General features: G+C 59.3%; 13 protein-coding genes and 1 pseudogene. 4 read left to right on the top strand and 10 right to left on the bottom strand.

Annotation, left to right across the window (positions count from 1 at the left end; translation table 11 throughout):
* Window positions 1-53: 53 nt before the first annotated feature.
* Window positions 54-1,184: pseudogene (malX, locus tag B8P98_RS14965) on the bottom strand (PTS maltose transporter subunit IICB); the annotation flags it as partial.
* A gap of 173 nt (window positions 1,185-1,357) precedes the next feature.
* Here malX and B8P98_RS14960 point away from each other — a divergent pair.
* Window positions 1,358-2,386, top strand: coding sequence for a Mal regulon transcriptional regulator MalI (locus B8P98_RS14960; protein WP_025713049.1), 1,029 nt, complete (start codon window positions 1,358-1,360; stop codon window positions 2,384-2,386).
* A 39-nt stretch (window positions 2,387-2,425) separates the two neighbouring features.
* On the opposite strand, the gene B8P98_RS14955 is transcribed toward B8P98_RS14960, so the two are convergent.
* Together B8P98_RS14955 and manA are read right to left on the bottom strand one after the other, a co-directional pair.
* Window positions 2,426-3,985 (bottom strand): YdgA family protein, encoded by a 1,560-nt coding sequence (locus B8P98_RS14955; protein ID WP_087805575.1) that lies wholly within the window; start codon window positions 3,983-3,985, stop codon window positions 2,426-2,428.
* Between the two features lie 86 nt (window positions 3,986-4,071).
* Window positions 4,072-5,250 carry a mannose-6-phosphate isomerase gene (gene manA / locus B8P98_RS14950; protein ID WP_025713051.1) on the bottom strand — a complete coding sequence of 393 codons (1,179 nt, stop codon included), beginning with the start codon at window positions 5,248-5,250 and terminating at the stop codon, window positions 4,072-4,074.
* Between the two features lie 199 nt (window positions 5,251-5,449).
* Here manA and fumA point away from each other — a divergent pair, with 199 nt between their 5' ends.
* Both fumA and fumC read left to right on the top strand, forming a co-directional pair.
* Window positions 5,450-7,096: a class I fumarate hydratase FumA gene (gene fumA, locus B8P98_RS14945; protein ID WP_025713052.1), complete on the top strand. Its 1,647-nt coding sequence runs from the start codon at window positions 5,450-5,452 to the stop codon at window positions 7,094-7,096.
* Window positions 7,097-7,434: 338 nt separating this feature from the next.
* On the top strand, window positions 7,435-8,835 hold the full coding sequence (gene fumC / locus B8P98_RS14940) for a class II fumarate hydratase (protein ID WP_080897437.1): 1,401 nt from the start codon (window positions 7,435-7,437) through the stop codon (window positions 8,833-8,835).
* On the opposite strand, the gene tus is transcribed toward fumC, so the two are convergent.
* The 4 genes from tus to rstA all read right to left on the bottom strand — a co-directional run bounded on the left by tus (window position 8,825) and on the right by rstA (window position 12,736).
* Entirely contained in the window at window positions 8,825-9,757 is a 933-nt protein-coding gene (tus, locus tag B8P98_RS14935) for a DNA replication terminus site-binding protein (RefSeq protein WP_095033164.1), read from the bottom strand. The two genes, fumC and tus, sit on opposite strands and share 11 nt — an antisense overlap.
* A 75-nt stretch (window positions 9,758-9,832) precedes the next feature.
* Window positions 9,833-11,134: a two-component system sensor histidine kinase RstB gene (rstB, locus tag B8P98_RS14930; RefSeq protein WP_025713055.1), complete on the bottom strand. Its 1,302-nt coding sequence runs from the start codon at window positions 11,132-11,134 to the stop codon at window positions 9,833-9,835.
* A gap of 264 nt (window positions 11,135-11,398) precedes the next feature.
* Complete coding sequence (locus B8P98_RS14925) at window positions 11,399-11,761, bottom strand: hypothetical protein (RefSeq protein WP_080897436.1); 363 nt, start codon at window positions 11,759-11,761, stop codon at window positions 11,399-11,401.
* Window positions 11,762-12,013: 252 nt separating this feature from the next.
* Window positions 12,014-12,736 (bottom strand): two-component system response regulator RstA, encoded by a 723-nt coding sequence (gene rstA / locus B8P98_RS14920; protein ID WP_080897435.1) that lies wholly within the window; start codon window positions 12,734-12,736, stop codon window positions 12,014-12,016.
* Between the two features lie 128 nt (window positions 12,737-12,864).
* On the opposite strand from rstA, the gene B8P98_RS14915 reads away from it, so the two are divergent.
* Window positions 12,865-13,200 (top strand): GlpM family protein, encoded by a 336-nt coding sequence (locus B8P98_RS14915; protein WP_025713058.1) that lies wholly within the window; start codon window positions 12,865-12,867, stop codon window positions 13,198-13,200.
* Here the strand turns inward: B8P98_RS14915 and folM are convergent.
* The 3 genes from folM to ydgH form a co-directional block, all read right to left on the bottom strand.
* Window positions 13,197-13,919 (bottom strand): dihydromonapterin reductase, encoded by a 723-nt coding sequence (gene folM, locus B8P98_RS14910; protein WP_080897434.1) that lies wholly within the window; start codon window positions 13,917-13,919, stop codon window positions 13,197-13,199. The two genes, B8P98_RS14915 and folM, sit on opposite strands and share 4 nt — an antisense overlap.
* 36 nt (window positions 13,920-13,955) lie before the next feature.
* Window positions 13,956-15,338 (bottom strand): amino acid permease, encoded by a 1,383-nt coding sequence (locus tag B8P98_RS14905; RefSeq protein ID WP_025713060.1) that lies wholly within the window; start codon window positions 15,336-15,338, stop codon window positions 13,956-13,958.
* Window positions 15,339-15,515: 177 nt separating this feature from the next.
* Window positions 15,516-16,466, bottom strand: a complete 951-nt coding sequence (ydgH, locus tag B8P98_RS14895) for a DUF1471 family protein YdgH (protein WP_025713061.1) — start codon at window positions 16,464-16,466, stop codon at window positions 15,516-15,518.
* Between the last annotated feature and the right edge of the window lie 47 nt (window positions 16,467-16,513).

Below are 16,513 nucleotides of genomic sequence, written 5' to 3'. Positions count from 1 at the left end.
GACAGGTATAGCTGTTTTTACGCCTCAATTCTTAATGAGGTGTATTTTACTTTAGTGTTGCCGATGGTCACTCCGAGCACCGCCATGATGGTAAAGCCGAGACCGGTCAGCAGCGCGTGGATGACGTACAGCACCGGCGCCACGAACAGGAACAGGAATTCCAGCGGCTCGGTGGTGCCGCCGACCACGCAGGCGATGACCCCGGAGATCAGCAGGCCTTTAATTTTATGCCGGTTTTCCGGACGGGCGCAGTGGTACATCGCCAGCGCGGCGCCCGGCAGGCCGCCGAGGAAGGCCGGCATTTTACCCTGCGACAGGAAGCGGGTGGCGCTTTCGGCGAAGCCGTGGGTAGTCGGGCAGCTCAGCTGCGCCTGGAAGATGGTCAGCGCGCCGCTGACGCTGTGGCCGCAGACGTCGAGGGTACCGCCGGCTTCAGTGAAGCGGATCAGCGCCACCAGGATGTGGTGCAGGCCAAACGGCAACAGCAGGCGCTCGCCGGTGCCGAAGATCATCGGGCCAAAATCCCCGGCGCTGTTGATCATCTTCCCGAGGGCGTTGATCCCCATGGCGAAGACTGGCCATACCAGCGGGATCGCCAGCCCGACCAGCCCCAGCACCACGGTGGTGACGATCGGCACGAAGCGAGTGCCGCCGAAGAAAGCCAGGGCATCCGGCAGGCGAATGTTATGGAAGCGTTCATGCAGCAGCCAGACGATGATCCCGGCGATAACCGCCCCGAGGATCCCGGTATCGATCGACGGAATGCCGATGATGTTCTGGATATTGTTAGCCTTCAGGATCGCGGCGTCAGTGGTGGGCAGAATGCCTTTCGCCGTCAGCCAGAAATTGACCGCCAGATTCATGACCGCATAGCCAACGAAGCCGGCGAAGGCGGCGACGCCTTTGTTCTCCCGCGCCAGACCCAGCGGGATGGCGATACAGAACATGACCGGCAGGAAGCTGAAGGCGAAGGAGCCGACTTTGCTCATCCAGATAAAGATCGCCTGCAGCAGCGGCATATCCAGCCATGGCAGCAGCGTCAGTACATCGTGGCTGCTTAACGAGCTGCCGATCCCCAGCATGATCCCGCAAAACGAGAGCAACGCCACGGGCAGCATGAAGGTTTTTCCCAGCTGCTGGAAAAATTCCCATAAGGTGATTTTTGGTGCTGTTTTCGCCGTCATAGCACGGTTCCTGATTCATAAGTGGTCGGGAAGAACTAACGCCACGGCAAGATAAAACGTTTTACCACTTTTTAGTGCGATAAAAATCACATATTCAAGCGATAATAACGTTTATAAAGATCGCACAATGATAAAACGATTTATCGACAGGCAAGGGAGTCAGCCAGCAGGTTATGGCAATCGCAAAAAAGATCACCATCAATGATGTGGCGCTGGCTGCCGGCGTCTCCGTGAGTACCGTTTCACTGGTACTGAGCGGTAAAGGGCGTATCTCCAGCGCCACCGGCGAGCGGGTTAATCAGGCTATCGAACAGCTGGGATTTGTGCGCAACCGTCAGGCGGCCTCGCTGCGCGGTGGGCAAAGCGGGGTGATTGGCCTTATCGTCAGCGACCTGTCAAAACCGTTTTACGCTGAATTAACCGCCGGCCTCACCGATGCGCTGGAGAGGCAGGGGAAAATGGTATTTCTCACCCAGGGAGGACGCAGCGGCGAGAAGATGGCCCAGCGGTTTGATACCCTCGCGGCGCAGGGTGTCGACGGGGTGATTATCGCCGGGGCGATCGACCGCGGGAGCGAGCTGCGCGAGCGGGCGGCGGAGGCGGGGGTGCCGCTGGTGTTCGCTTCCCGCGCCAGCTACCTTGATGATGTCGACCTGATCCGCCCGGACAACATGCAGGCGGCACAGCTGGTGACCGAGCATCTGATCCGCCGCGGCCATCAGCGGATTGCCTGGCTTGGCGGGCAGAGCTCGTCGCTGACGCGCGCCGAGCGGGTCGGCGGCTATTGCGCCACGTTGCTGAAATACGGTCTGCCGTTTCACAGCGAATGGGTGCTGGAGTGCGAGTCCAGCCAGAAGCAGGCGGCGGAGGCGATGGCGGGGCTGTTGCGCCAGAATCCGACCATCACTGCGGTGCTGTGTTACAACAACGTGGTGGCGACCGGCGCATGGTTCGGTCTGCTAAGGGCTGGAAGGCAGAGCGGGGAGGATGGCGTCGAGAGTTACTTTGAACAGCGGGTGGCGCTGGCGGCATTTGCCGATGTGCCGGAGGCGGCGCTTGATGACCTGCCGCTCACCTGGGTGACCACCCCGGCGCGCGAGATGGGGAAAACGCTGGCCGATTCAATGCTGCGGCGGCTGGAAGAGGGGACCGGCGAGGCGCGAAACCAGATAATGCCCCCGCGGCTGGTGACGCGAAAATGACGGAGACGGCGCGCGATGGCCGTCTCCTGAACCGATAAGTTACGGCTGCGGGGCCGCGTCGTCCTGCTGAGGAGCGGCGTCATCCTGCTGCGGCTGGCCCTCCTGCGGCGCGCTGTCCGGCAGCGAAGGCGCTTCCAGACCAAACATCGCGGCAAAATCCTGCAGCGGCATTTTCTGTCCGTTCAGCGTCACCTGGCCGTTCGCGTACTGCAGACTGCTGCTGATGGCGTTATCTTCCATGGTGGTGATGCGGAACATCTGGCCCATCGCTGCCAGGCCTTTGACCTGCTGTTCGGCGAGTTTGGCGGCATCGGCCGGTTGATAACCTTCCAGACCGGCGATTTTCGTCATAAACTCCGTCGCCATATCCACCGGGATCACCACCTTGCCGTCAAGAGACTGCACCACGCGATCCAGGCTGTCCGCCAGGGTCTGCGGCGGGGTGGTCACCTGGGCCGGGTCCTTCAGCAGAACCGACAGATTCAGCGTGCTTTCGCCTTTGGCGTTGCGCCAGCTCAGCGGAGAGATAGTCACCGACGGGTTGCCTTTAAGCAGGATCGGCAGCGCATTGAACAGGGTTTCGGTTAACGCCTGCTGGTACAGCTCCGGATTCTGCGCCAGCTCCGGTTTCGCCAGCAGCGCCTGAGACTGCGCGCTGTACTGCTGACTAAACTGGTGCCACGCCTGACCATCGACATTATCCACTTTTAGCGTCAGTTTGCCGCTGCCCATATCCTGCCCCTGCAGCTTGAGGCTGTTGACGGTGTAGTTCACCTGGCTGTTCACGCCTTTGCCGTCCTGGGTCAGCGTGGAGCCGCCGTCCAGCGCCATGCCGTCGATCAGCGCCAGCTCTTTGCCTTCGACGCTGATGGCCAGTTTATCGAGGGTCATTTTTTGCTGGCCGATGCGTTCGTTGAAGCTGGCCAGCTCGGTGGCGCCGTCGGTGGTCAGGTTGACGAAGCGCAGCTGTACCTTCTGGTTATATTCGTTGAGGGCATCGATCTGACCGCTACCGGCCTGGCCCTTCAGGCTGATGTTTTTACCGTCGCGGTCGGCCTCGAGCTGGAACTGACCGCCGCTGAAGGTGACTTTTTCATCCCCTTTGGCGTAGTCGAGGGCATTGAGGATGATAGCCGACTGGCTGTCGCCGCTGTAGGCAATGCGCGTATCGACGGTAAAGGGGGAGCTGCCTTTGGCTATCTCGAACAGCGCCTGGCTGGCGTCGTTTTTCACCAGTGTGGTGTGGACCGACGCCATCGCCGGGGCCAGATTGAAGGCTTTTAACGAGGCCAGCGGGAAGGGGCCGTGATCGACCACTTCGTCCAGCACCACGCTCTGCCCGGCGGCCAGCCAGCCGTTAGCCTGACCGGCGACTGGCTTCACCACCAGCTGCAGGTGGCTGCTGAACAGCCCGCGCTGGTAATTCTGATAGCTCAGCTCCAGACCTGACTCCGGCGCGCTGCTGCGCAGCTGGGCGTTGGCCTGCTGCACCATATCGGCGATCCGGCCTTCCAGTTGTTTGCCGGTGAACCAGGCGCCGCCTGTCCATACCACGCCCAGCGCCACGATGATTCCTGCTGCGACCAGCGATTTTTTCATAGCATTTGTCCATAAATGAAGCCAGGCGGAGAGACCGCCTGGCTGAGTTGTCACGATCAGTAAGCGCGACCTGAAAGGTCAGCCACTTACTGGAGCTTATTGAATACGCGCGCCACGCGACCGTGGCCGGTGACCTGCACCGGTGATTCACTGGCGGCCACGAAAGCTGACTCGCCCGGCTTGAGGGTCAGGCTCTGTTCACCTTTGTGCAGCACGGCTTCGCCGTCAACACAGAACACGATCGCCGCGCTCGCCTGGGCCAGATCGCTGGCCTCGGCGGAGAGGTCGTGCAGCGAGAAGGCAAAATCTTCCACCGGGATCGGGAAGTCCAGCTCCGCGCCGTGGCGCTGCGGCTGGGTCAGCAGCTCAGCCGCCGGTTTGGCTTCGAACTTGACGTTAGCGACCAGCTCAGGGATATCAATGTATTTCGGCGTCAGGCCAGCGCGCAGTACGTTATCTGAGTTGGCCATCACCTCCAGCGCCACCCCCTGCAGATAGGCGTGCGGCGTTTCAGCAAACAGGAACATCGCTTCGCCTGGGTTCAGCTTCACCACGTTCAGCAGTAGCGGGGAGAAAAGGCCGCTGTCGTCCGGATAGAATTCCGCGATCAGGCGGATAGTCTGCCACGGTTCGCCCTGTTCACGGGCCAGTACCTCGCGCAGCACCTGCAGCGCCTGGGCCTTTTCCGCACCCTGCATATTCAACAGGCTGGCAAACAGCTGGCTCAGGTGCGTCGCGTCCGGCTGCTGCAGGAACGCGCCGATGGCCGGGTGCGCGGCGGCTACCGGCTGCAGCAGGCTGACAATCTCGCTGAACTCGCGGAAGGCGTTCATCGCCAGGAACGGCGTCAGGGCGAAGACCAGCTCCGGCTTGTGGTTCGGATCTTTGTAGTTGCGCTCGGCGGCGGAGAGCGGGATGCCGGCGGCGTTCTCGCGGGCGAAACCTTCTTCGGACGCCTGCTTGTTGGGATGAACCTGAATGGAAAGCGGTTGAGCGGCGCACAGGACTTTAAACAGGAACGGCAGCTCGCCGAAGCGTTGTGCTACCTTGTCGCCGAGCAGGGCGGCTTTATCCGCGTCAATCACCTCGCGCAGCGAACGCGGCTGGCCGTCGGCCGCCAGGATCTGCGAGCTGCTTTTCGGATGCGCCCCCATCCACAGCTCGGCCATTGGCAGGTTGTCCGGGTTGGCGATGCCATACAGCTCGGTTAAGGCGGTGTGACTTCCCCAGGCGTAGTTCTGTACGGCGTTGATCAGCTTTTGCATTCTCATTCCCTGTATCAATCAAAGTAAATTATCGCCCTATTAAACCAGCAAACCGTGGAGAAGCAACTGCTGAAAGAAAAAGTCGTCCCTGTCTCAGTTTTTGTTAAAAAATTGTGTAAGATTGATCGACTCGCTTTTCTACAGGCACATGGAGTCCCTGCCTGAAACATAATCAGCCAAAGCAGTAAGTGAGAGTACAATGTCGAATAAACCGTTTGTTTACCAGGATCCTTTTCCCCTCAAAAAGGATGACACCGAGTATTATCTCCTCAGCAGTGATTACGTCTCCGTCGCCGAATTCGCCGGCCAGGAAGTGCTAAAAGTTGACCCTCAGGCGCTGACCCTTCTGGCGCAGCATGCCTTCCACGACGCCTCCTTTATGCTTCGCCCGGCGCATCAGCAGCAGGTGGCGGATATCCTTAACGACCCGGAAGCCAGCGAAAACGACAAATACGTCGCGCTGCAGTTCCTGCGCAACTCTGATATCGCCGCCAAAGGCATTCTGCCCACCTGCCAGGATACCGGCACTGCCATCATCATGGGTAAAAAAGGCCAGCGCGTATGGACCGGCGGGGGCGATGAGGCCGCGCTGGCGCAGGGGGTGTACAACACCTATATCCAGGACAACCTGCGCTACTCGCAGAACGCGCCGCTGGATATGTATAAAGAGGTCAACACCGGCACCAACCTGCCAGCGCAGATCGACCTCTATGCTACCGATGGCGATGAGTATAAATTCCTCTGCATCGCCAAGGGCGGCGGCTCGGCGAACAAAACCTATCTGTACCAGGAAACCAAAGCGCTGATCACCCCGGCGAAGCTGAAAAACTACCTCGTCGAGAAGATGCGCACCCTCGGGACTGCCGCCTGTCCGCCGTACCATATCGCCTTTGTGATCGGTGGCACCTCGGCGGAAGCGACGCTGAAGACCGTCAAGCTGGCGTCCACTAAATACTACGACGGCCTGCCGACGGAAGGTAACGAACATGGTCAGGCGTTCCGCGATGTGCAGCTGGAGCAGGAGCTGCTGCTGGAGGCGCAAAACCTTGGCCTCGGCGCGCAGTTCGGCGGGAAATACTTCGCCCACGATATCCGCGTGATCCGTCTGCCGCGTCACGGCGCGTCCTGCCCGGTAGGGATGGGGGTTTCCTGTTCCGCCGACCGCAACATCAAAGCCAAAATCAACCGCGACGGCATCTGGATCGAGAAGCTGGAGAGCAACCCGGGGAAATATATCCCTGAGCATCTGCGTCAGGCCGGGGAAGGCGAAGCGGTGAAGGTGAACCTTAACCAGCCGATGAGCGAGATCCTGGCGCTGCTGTCGCAGTATCCGGTGTCCACCCGCCTGTCGCTGAGCGGCACTATCATCGTCGCCCGCGATATCGCCCACGCCAAGCTGAAAGAGCTTATCGATAATGGCGAAGCGCTGCCCCAGTACGTCAAAGACCATCCGATCTACTACGCGGGGCCGGCCAAGACGCCGGACGGTTACGCCTCCGGCTCTCTGGGACCGACCACCGCAGGCCGCATGGATTCTTACGTCGACCTGCTGCAGTCGCACGGCGCGAGCAAAATCATGCTGGCGAAGGGTAACCGCAGCCAGCAGGTGACCGACGCCTGCCACAAACACGGCGGCTTCTACCTCGGCAGCATCGGCGGCCCGGCGGCGGTGCTGGCTCAGCAGAGCATCCGCAGCCTGGAATGTGTGGCCTATCCGGAGCTGGGGATGGAGGCTATCTGGAAAATCGAAGTGGAAGATTTCCCGGCGTTTATCCTCGTCGATGACAAAGGCAACGACTTCTTCCAGCAGATCCAGACCTCGCAGTGCTCGCGCTGCGTGAAGTAACCCACGCCGCCCTCCGGGGCGGCTCTGGCCGATGACAAACCGGTTTTCGTCATTGTGATCGCCTTTCTGCCGGGTGACGGCTTTCGCCTTACCCGGTCTACGAAAAACAGCAATATCAAATAGTTACGCTCTTCTCTGTAGGCCCGTGCAAGCGCAGCGCCGCCGGGCAATCCCGACGATTGCATTTTGTCAGCGGTCCGGGCCGCCCTCCGCGGCGGCTTTTTTATGCCGCTTAGCGGCACGAACCACTAAAACAACTTATTAATCTGGCCAATACTTAATCTTTTGAGCAGGTGAGCTTTGTCGCTATGACGCACATTCCATCCAAGGAGAAAGTAATGACAACGCATCGCAGTGAAAAAGATTCGATGGGCGCCATCGACGTCCCGGCGGATAAACTCTGGGGCGCCCAGACCCAGCGCTCGCTGGAGCATTTCCGCATCTCAAGCGAAAAAATGCCCGGGGAGCTGATATACGCCCTGGCGCTGACCAAACGGGCGGCGGCGAAGGTTAACCAGGATCTCGGGCTGTTGACGGCGGAGAAAGCCGGGGCGATCGTCGCCGCCGCTGACGAAGTCCTCGCCGGAAAGCACGCGCAGGAGTTTCCGCTGGCTATCTGGCAGACCGGCTCCGGCACCCAAAGCAATATGAACATGAACGAGGTGCTGGCTAACCGCGCCAGTGAACTGCTTGGCGGTGAGCGGGGGATGGGGCGAAAAATTCATCCCAATGACGATGTGAATAAAAGCCAGAGCTCAAATGATGTGTTCCCGACCGCCATGCACGTTGCGGCGCTGATTGCCCTGCGGGAAAAACTGATCCCATCGCTGCAGGGGCTGCGGGCGACGCTCAACGACAAAGCGGTGGCCTTCAGGGATATCGTCAAGATCGGCCGCACCCATCTGCAGGACGCCACGCCGCTCACCTTAGGCCAGGAGATCTCCGGCTGGGTGGCGATGCTGGACCATAGCCTGAAGCACATTGAAGCCAGTCAGCCGCATCTTGCCGAGCTGGCGCTGGGCGGGACGGCGGTAGGAACCGGCCTGAATACCCATCCGGAATACGCCGTACGGGTGGCGGCCGAGCTGGCGTCGCTCAGCGGACAGCCATTTGTCACCGCGCCGAATAAGTTTGAGGCGCTGGCCACTGTCGATGCCCTGGTCCATGCCCACGGTGCGCTGAAAGGCCTGGCGGCGTCGCTGATGAAAATCGCTAACGATGTCCGCTGGCTGGCCTCCGGCCCGCGCTGCGGTATTGGCGAAATCGCCATCCCGGAAAACGAACCGGGTTCCTCCATCATGCCGGGTAAGGTCAATCCAACCCAGTGCGAAGCGTTGACCATGGTCTGCTGTCAGGTGCTGGGCAACGACGTGGCGGTGAATATCGGCGGTGCTTCCGGCAACTTTGAGCTTAACGTCTATCGCCCGATGGTCATTCATAATTTCCTGCAGTCGGTGCGGCTGCTGGCGGACGGCATGGCGAGCTTTAACGAGCACTGTGCGGTGGGTATCGAGCCGAATCGCGAGCGGATCAGCCAGTTGCTCAATGAGTCGCTGATGCTGGTCACTGCGCTGAATACCCATATCGGCTACGATAAAGCGGCAGAAATTGCTAAAAAAGCCCACCACGAGGGGCTGACCCTGAAGGCCTCGGCGCTGGCGCTGGGCTACCTGACGGAAGCCGAATTCGACAGCTGGGTGCGCCCGGAGGAGATGGTCGGCAGTCTGGCTACTCGCTAGCCAGCCAGAGGTGCAGGCGCGGGATCAGTAATCTCAGCGACTGCGCCTCCGGTTTGTAGCGATACTGCACATTGTCGGCATCGTAGTTCAGCAGCTCGCCAATATCCGGCACGCTCACCCCCTGGCTGCCGGAAATCAGGGCAATCAGCGGGCTGGGGCAGGCGTACTGTATCTGTTTCTGCTCGCTGGCGTACCAGACGCGGGCGATCGGCTGCACTTTCACCGGCCGTTTGATCTTCAGCCGCGCCCTCTGCGGCAGGGCGGCGATGTCCTGATACTCCCTTTCAAGCTTGCTCTGCCACTGTTCACGGGTCCACGGCGGTACCGCCCGCGGCGATTGCAGGCTTTTCTCCAGCATCATCAACACCTGATCGCGGGTCAGGTTTTTAATCACGTGCTTATTGGCCCAGCCGAAGCGGATGGTGCTGGGGTCGACAAGGGGCGTCAGCGTGCGATAGGCGCTAAGGGTAATTAAGCCCGGCAGGTGGCGATGCACCCATTCAAAACGGGCAGTGGAGGGCAGGCCGGAGTCGACGGTGACGATTTTCTCGAAGGTGGCCTTTAGGGCATTGATATGCTGAATGCGCGCCAGCAGATCCTGTTGCTCCGCAGCGGTGACCTGCAGGCAGATAGCGCCCGGCAGGCGAACGGCGGCCTTGCTGCTGCGGGTTTCCGACTGCTGCTGGATAAACAGATGGCTGTAGTGGCGTAGCGCGAGCGCCAGGGCCGCCTTGCCGATGTGCTGTACCACCGGAATGGTGGCCAGCGGATCGTGCTCGGCATCCTTACTGACCGCCGGCAGTTCAAATACCCGGCCCGCCAGCAGCCGACAGTCACTTAACGCCTGCCGGAACGCCTGCAGCTCCAGCTCGATCTGGCGAAAGGTATCATTCAGACGTTCAACGAGGTCGTAGCTGGCCATGATCATTACCTTAGTTACAACATACTATTGGATTTTTGCAGCATACCTAGCGCGCGGCTTCTGCGCAAGTTTTCTTCAGGCAGAGGTAAAATCAGGCAGCTGATGATAGACCGGCCAGCTAAAGCAGAAGCGGGCGCCGCCGAGAGGGCTGGCCTCGCAGCGCACGTCGCCGCCCATTGCCTGGGCGATACTGTGGACAATCGCCAGGCCGAGGCCGCATCCACCGGTCGCCCGGTCCCTGCTGGGATCAAGCCGGACAAAGGGCTCAAACACCCGCTCGCGCTCCTCGGGGGCGATTCCCGGACCGTCATCATCAACCTGCAACGACGCGCGTGAACCTTGCAGGGTCAGGCTGACCGCCACCTGCTGGGAACTGTAGCGCAGGGCGTTATTCACCAGATTATCCAGTACCCGCTCCATCAGCCGCATATCCAGCGCGCCGTAGTTACCCTGGGTCAGCGTCGCCAGAGCGACCTCGCGCTGTGGGTTGACCATCTGAATATCCTCGACATGGTCACTGATCCAGGCGGGAAAATCGGGGGTGGTCAGGCTGAGCTCCGTCTGCGGGCGGTCAAGGCGGGCGTAGGTCAGGAGTTCTTCAATCAGCGCTTCCAGCTGACCGATATCGCGATTCAGCGCCTGCGATTCCGCTTCGGTGAGGTTTTCGCTCATCTCCAGACGATAGCGCAGTCGCACCAGCGGCGTTCTCAGCTCATGGGCGATACCGTCAATCAGCTGCTTTTTGCTGGCAATAAGTGCATTGATGTTATCGGCCATCTGGTTGAAGGCCACCCCGAGACGTTCGAAGCTGGACATACTGTCGAAGTGAATGCGCTCCGTGAGGTGGCCTTCGCCAAAGCGCTGAGCAGCGGTCTCAATGCGCAACATGTCCTGCCAGTGCGGACGCATCCAGATAAACACCGGAAAGGCCAGCGAGATGGCGATAAACGCCATCAGCGCCACGTCCAGCAGGCGCATTTCATGCAGAAAATAGAGATAGGGCACCGGGCCCACCGACAGCACATAATGGCTGCGGGGAATGCGCTGAATAAAGGTGTACTGATCGTCGAGGGCGACAATATCGCCGGCGCGCAGGTGCTGCAGGGAACTCTCCGAGAGCTTAAATTTGCTCATTGGCTCGATGTGCAGATCGAACGACAAATTCAGGTCCAGCTCTTTAAGGGTTTTGCTCCAGTCGCGCGGCGGAATTTCCCGCAGCTCGCTGCGCATCAGATACAGCGAGCTTTTCATCAGATCGTCAAGCGACTGCCGTCCGGCGCGCTCCGCGGTAAATTTATAGACCAGGCCGACCAGCATGGTCATCACCAGAAAGCAGACGAAGAGCAGAAGATAGAACTGCACGAACAGCTTTTTCATTACATTACCGCGTATTCAAATGAGGACCTGTCTGGTGCCCCGGGACCATCTGCCCGGCGGGGCGGAAACGTCATGGGTTTATCTGGGCGAGCCGAGACCCGCGCGGGAATAACCGATACGCTATCAAAGCAGGGTTTATGCCCCCTGACAATAGCTAGCCGGGAGCGCACTGTCGTTTAATATGTGACAGTGTCACTCATCGTGAGTTTACGTCGATATCAGGCCAGTAGTGTGCCTAACGTATTCAGTACGTCGATGGATGCGCTACTCGCGATAGTAGGGGATATCGACCGGATAGAGGGTCGTCAGACTCAGCAGACGACAGCGCACCAGCTTTTCCGTTTTGGCATACCAGTAAGCAAATTCGCCGGTGGTCTGGTGGTAAATCATCTGATCGAGGTTGGCAAACGGGATCACCAGCAGCGGTCCCTGGCGAACGTGGCCGCCTCCCGTTTCAAAGTGATGCTGTCCCCAGGATTGCTGGGTATGTTCATAGCGGTGGAGGATCACCTCGATTTGCCCGCGCTGTGGACAGAGGAGTCGAATATCGGCGTTGTCGAGGGAAAAAGCCCAACCAGAGAGTGAAGTGAAGAGTGAGAGTGCCAAAAGTACAACGTATTTCATCATGCAAAAGTCCTGTGTTTTCAGGCTTTATGCCACTCTGATAACAGTAAGTCCTTGAGCACAATCATATTGAAGGCTTATGTGATGGGGAACTGTACGGCTAAATCTATTGATTTACGCAATATGACTAATTCGCAGCGGGCAGCGGGCGCGCAGAGGGAAACCCGCGCAGTTGCCCTAAGCAGTAAAAGTTGAGGTGGTTACTGTCGGGGAGTGCTCCATAAAACGGGCCCCTCGCAGGGCCGCGGGAGAAGCTTAGTTGTCCCAGGCGTGTGGGGCGAACAGGTAGCCTTTGTTGCGAACGGTCTTAATACGATAGGGCTCCGTGGCGTTGTCGAGCAGTTTTTTGCGCAGGCGGGAGATAGCCACGTCAACGCTGCGATCCATCCCGTCGTAGGTGACGCCGCGTAAATTTTTCAGCAGCGCGTCGCGGTCCATAATTTGCCCGGCGTGGGTGGCCAGCTCCCACAGCAGATCGAAATCGGCCGTCGACAATGCGACGCTTTCTCCGCCGAGCAGCACCTGGCGGTTGACCGGGTCAATGGTCAGCGAACCAAAGGAGATGGTTTTGTGCGGCGTGAGCGTTGCCGGGGTACCGGCGCCGGCGCCCGCCGGAGCGATATGCTGGCGTAAATGCAGACGCAGTCGCGCGAGAAGCACCGCTGGCGGTGTGGTTTTCAGGATATAATCGCTGGCGCCCATCTCGAGGGAGAGAATATGGTTCATGTCGCTGTCGAGTGAGGTCAGCAGGACAATGGGCCCTTGCCATTGCCCGCGCAGATCGCGGCAGAGCGTCATCCCGTCTTTGCCGGGTAGCATAATGTCCAGCAGCACGAGGTCCGGTTTTTCCCGGGCGATCACCTCCTCTGCGCGGTCGCCGCGAGGCTCGACCACCACATCCATATCGTGCTTGCCGAGATAAGCGGCGATCAACGCGCCTACCTCAGGGTCATCCTCAACAAAAACGATTTTATTCATGTCTATCGCACATCAGTAAAAGAAGTAACATACACCGCGCTTATTTTACCCGCCATTACTCTTTTATAAACAGCGCTAAATCCGCTATGCTGCGCTAACTTATTGATTCACTGTTAAGGCATAAGGATATGGGGCTGTTAATCAAAGCGCTGCTGGGTGCGCTGGTGGTGGTGCTGATTGGCGTGCTGGCGAAAACCAAAAACTACGCTATCGCCGGCCTGATCCCGCTGTTTCCCACCTTTGCGCTGATCGCCCACTATATCGTCGCCAGCGAACGGGGGATTGAAGCCTTGCGCGCGACCATCGTGTTCGGTATGTGGTCGATTATTCCCTATTTTATCTATCTGCTGTCACTGTGGTATTTCACCGGGATCATGCGCCTGCCGTTGGCGCTGGCAGGCGCGGTGGGATGCTGGGGGCTGTGCGCCTGGCTGTTAATCCTTGGCTGGAGCCGCTTCCACTAACGCAGCGGGCGGCCGCCGTCGACGGCGAATGAGCGGCCGGTAACGTAGCGACTGCTCAACAGGTAGTCGATAAGTTCACTAATCTCATTTTCACCTGGGGCGATTTTCATCAGCGATTTATCCAGCGCCTGCTGACGATACGCCTCGTCGTCACCCTCATTAAACATAATCAGCGACGGTGCAATGGCGTTGACCTTAACCTCTGGCGCCAGCTTGCGGGCGAAGGAGCGGGTCATGTTATCCAGTGCGGCTTTGCTGGCGGCGTAGGCGATATGTTTGTCGCTGCCGCGCTCTACCACATAATCGGTGATATGGATAATGTCGCTGGCGGCATGACCGTGGCCGCGCAGCAACGCCTCCAGCGCGTGGTTGAGCAGATAGGGAGCGTGGACGTGGATCTGCATCATGCGGTTGATGACGGTGCTCAGCGGGACGCCCGGCTTTTCCGCCATCCAGTCGCTGGCGTTATGGATGATGGCGCGCAGGCCGCTGGTATGCGATTTGACCGCTTCGGCGAAGGTGAGTATGCCGTCATCGCTGCTGAAATCGGCCTGCAGACAGAGGGCGCCCGCTTCGCGCAGGCCGTCAATCGCCGGATAGGGCGTGCGATAGCTGACGATGACGGGCTGGTGCTGCTGCAGAAAATGGTGTGCCAGAGCGAGGCCGATGCGGCGGCCTGCTCCGGTGATCAGAATCGGGCGGGGCTGTTGTTCAGCCATGGGTATCTCCTATGCATTCTGCGGCAGGGCGACCGCTTACCCCACCAGCATCCACGTTGCCGGCACAGCGGCAACCAGCAATAAACCAATTAGCGCCACTTCGCGGCGTTTGAGCGAACGATCGTGCTGGTGCGTACGTCGGGCGTACAAAAAGACCAGAAGACCCGGAGCGTAAAGTACCACCGACAACAGCAAATGCACAGGTCCCGACGCGTATAATAACCATAAGCCATAAATGCAGGCACCGATAGCCACTGCTTTGTGCAGTAGGCGTGTGGCGATTTTCAGCAAAAAGGCGCCGACCAGCAGATAGGGGACGAGGATCATCTCTGAGGCAATAGTCAGCAGGGTGCCGTAGTCTGACCCGGTCAGCCAGATGAGCACCAGCGACAGCTGAACGCTGATATTGGTCAGCCACAATGAGGCGGACGGGGCGTTGTTGCTATTCTGACGGGCAAACAGTCGCGGGAAGGCTTTGTGCGTAGCGGCGAGGAAAGGCACTTCCGCGGCCATAATCGTCCAGCTCAGATAGGCGCCGCACACCGAGACGATAAGCCCGGCGGCAATCACGATCTCCCCCCACGACCCCATCAGCCTGACCATCAGTCCCGCCATCGACGGGTTACGCATTTCAGCCAGTTCGCTGCGCGGCACGACGCCCAGCGACAGCAGGGTGACCAGCAGGTAAACCGCGAGGGCGGACAGCACCGCCAGCAAGGTCGCACGGCCAACGTCGCGCTTGTGCCGCGCGCGGGCGGACACCACCACCGCCCCCTCCACGCCGATAAACACCCACAGGGTGATCAGCATGGTATTTTTCACCTGCTCCCACACCGGTACGCCCAGCGCCAGGCCGCTGAAATCGAGGCGGAACGTATCCAGCTGGAAGGCCAGCGCGGCAAGCGCGATAAACGCGCCCAGCGGCAGGAGTTTAGCGAGGGTGGCCACCAGGTTAATGCCCGCCGCCGTCTGGACGCCGCGCAGGACCAGAAAGTGGACGACCCACAGCAGACCCGACGCGCCGACGATGGACTGCCAGGTATTACCATCGCCAAACAGCCGCAGCTCAGGGGTATCGGTGAAAAAACTGAGCGCCGAAAAGACGATGACCAGATAGGAGACGTTGGCGACCACCGCGCACAGCCAGTATCCCCAGGCGGAACAGAAGCCGATCAGCTCGCCGAACCCTTCGCGAGCGTAGGTGAAGATCCCGCCGTCAAGGTCGGGGCGAATACGGGTCAACAGCAGCATGGCGAAAGCGAGAAACAGGATCCCGACGCCAGTGATCGCCCAGCCGATGAGCAGAGCGGAGGGGCTGGCCACGGCAGCCATATTTTGCGGCAAACTGAATACGCCAGCGCCGAGCATTGAGCTAAGGACCAGGGCGGTCAGGGCGCTCAGGCCCAGTTTCTTTTCCATTGCATTCCCGAGGTGAAAACGGCTGTTCCAGAATATTTATTTTGCGAAATCGCATAAAAATGGAGGATTGCGCTAAGGCGCGGGATTTTACGGAGTGTCCGGGGGCCATGCAATGGCGGGGGATGAAAAAAAATGAAAAGGCGGCAATGCGCCGCCTTTTTAGCCAGTCAGCAGCGATTATTTGTACAGATCGGCGCTGATGGTGATATTGCCGCCGCGTTCCTGCCACTGGCGAGTAATGTGGTAGTACTTCGCGCCTTTCTTCGCCGCACGTTTCGCCGTCTGATAGGAGATCTCGGTCATGTTGCCGTAGTTGCCGGTGAACTGAATGTTATCGAACGGCACCATTTGCGCCGCGGTGACTTTGTTCACTTCTTCCACTTTAGTGCCGTCCGGCAAGGTGACAGTGTAACGCCCGCCTTTGGAGGACTGCGTTTCGAAGAATCGGCCTACGCCGGTACCTGAACCCACCGCAGCAGTGGTGGCGACGCCAGGGATTTCCACGTTTTTCGCCGCTTCGCCGCCTTTGGCCAGCGCTGCGCGGCCCGCTTCAGAGTCAGCCGGGATAGCATCCGGGCTCTGCAGCACGCGTTTTTCCGCATCTTTTTTGTAGATATAGGCGGTAATGCGCTGGTTGCCGCCCTGGTTGGCGTCCACCTGGCGCACGATAAAGAACGCATAGGCACCTTTTGCTTTTGCCGCTTTGGTGATGGCATCGTTCACTTCCGGCTGGCTGCGATAGAAGCCCTGAACGGTGACAGTGTCGTAGGGCATCAGCTCAACGGCCTGATCTTTTGGCAGCTCCATCACGCCATTAATGATGCGATTCTTCGGCGCCTCTGCTTTCGGCGCATCCTCTTTATAGAGGTCTGCTGTGACGCGCCAGTTGCCGCCATTGCCGTAGTCTGACGTGTCGACAACATAGAATGAGGCCGCGCCGTCTTTGTCGGCTTTGCGCGATACTGCCTGCACGGCGTCGCCGATGGCGTTAAAGCGGCCGGTGACGACAACGCGATCGTAGGGCTTCAGCGCAGCCGCCTGCTCCGGGGTCAACTCGGTCGCTGCATGGGCAGACAACGCGGCGGTTGTCAGGAGAGCAGACGCCAGGAGGGTGTTTTTAAGCTTCATAAAAATAATCCTTTGCCTTGCGCAAACCATATACTGGTGTTGTTGTT

The sequence above is a fragment of the Klebsiella quasivariicola genome, from assembly GCF_002269255.1.
GTDB lineage: Bacteria > Pseudomonadota > Gammaproteobacteria > Enterobacterales > Enterobacteriaceae > Klebsiella > Klebsiella quasivariicola.
Note: the sequence above shows the minus strand (reverse complement) of the source record. Positions and strands in the feature narration are given on the sequence as shown.

Excerpts from the sequence above, each read along its gene's own strand:
- rstB (WP_025713055.1), bottom strand. The coding sequence starts at position 11,134 with ATGAAAAAGCTGTTCGTGCAGTTCTATCTTCTGCTCTTCGTCTGCTTT.
- folM (WP_080897434.1), bottom strand. The coding sequence starts at position 13,919 with ATGGCTGAACAACAGCCCCGCCCGATTCTGATCACCGGAGCAGGCCGC.
- fumA (WP_025713052.1), top strand. The coding sequence starts at position 5,450 with ATGTCGAATAAACCGTTTGTTTACCAGGATCCTTTTCCCCTCAAAAAG.
- B8P98_RS14955 (WP_087805575.1), bottom strand. The coding sequence starts at position 3,985 with ATGAAAAAATCGCTGGTCGCAGCAGGAATCATCGTGGCGCTGGGCGTG.
- tus (WP_095033164.1), bottom strand. The coding sequence starts at position 9,757 with ATGGCCAGCTACGACCTCGTTGAACGTCTGAATGATACCTTTCGCCAG.
- B8P98_RS14960 (WP_025713049.1), top strand. The coding sequence starts at position 1,358 with ATGGCAATCGCAAAAAAGATCACCATCAATGATGTGGCGCTGGCTGCC.
- rstA (WP_080897435.1), bottom strand. The coding sequence starts at position 12,736 with ATGAATAAAATCGTTTTTGTTGAGGATGACCCTGAGGTAGGCGCGTTG.
- manA (WP_025713051.1), bottom strand. The coding sequence starts at position 5,250 with ATGCAAAAGCTGATCAACGCCGTACAGAACTACGCCTGGGGAAGTCAC.
- B8P98_RS14925 (WP_080897436.1), bottom strand. The coding sequence starts at position 11,761 with ATGATGAAATACGTTGTACTTTTGGCACTCTCACTCTTCACTTCACTC.
- ydgH (WP_025713061.1), bottom strand. The coding sequence starts at position 16,466 with ATGAAGCTTAAAAACACCCTCCTGGCGTCTGCTCTCCTGACAACCGCC.
- B8P98_RS14915 (WP_025713058.1), top strand. The coding sequence starts at position 12,865 with ATGGGGCTGTTAATCAAAGCGCTGCTGGGTGCGCTGGTGGTGGTGCTG.
- fumC (WP_080897437.1), top strand. The coding sequence starts at position 7,435 with ATGACAACGCATCGCAGTGAAAAAGATTCGATGGGCGCCATCGACGTC.
- B8P98_RS14905 (WP_025713060.1), bottom strand. The coding sequence starts at position 15,338 with ATGGAAAAGAAACTGGGCCTGAGCGCCCTGACCGCCCTGGTCCTTAGC.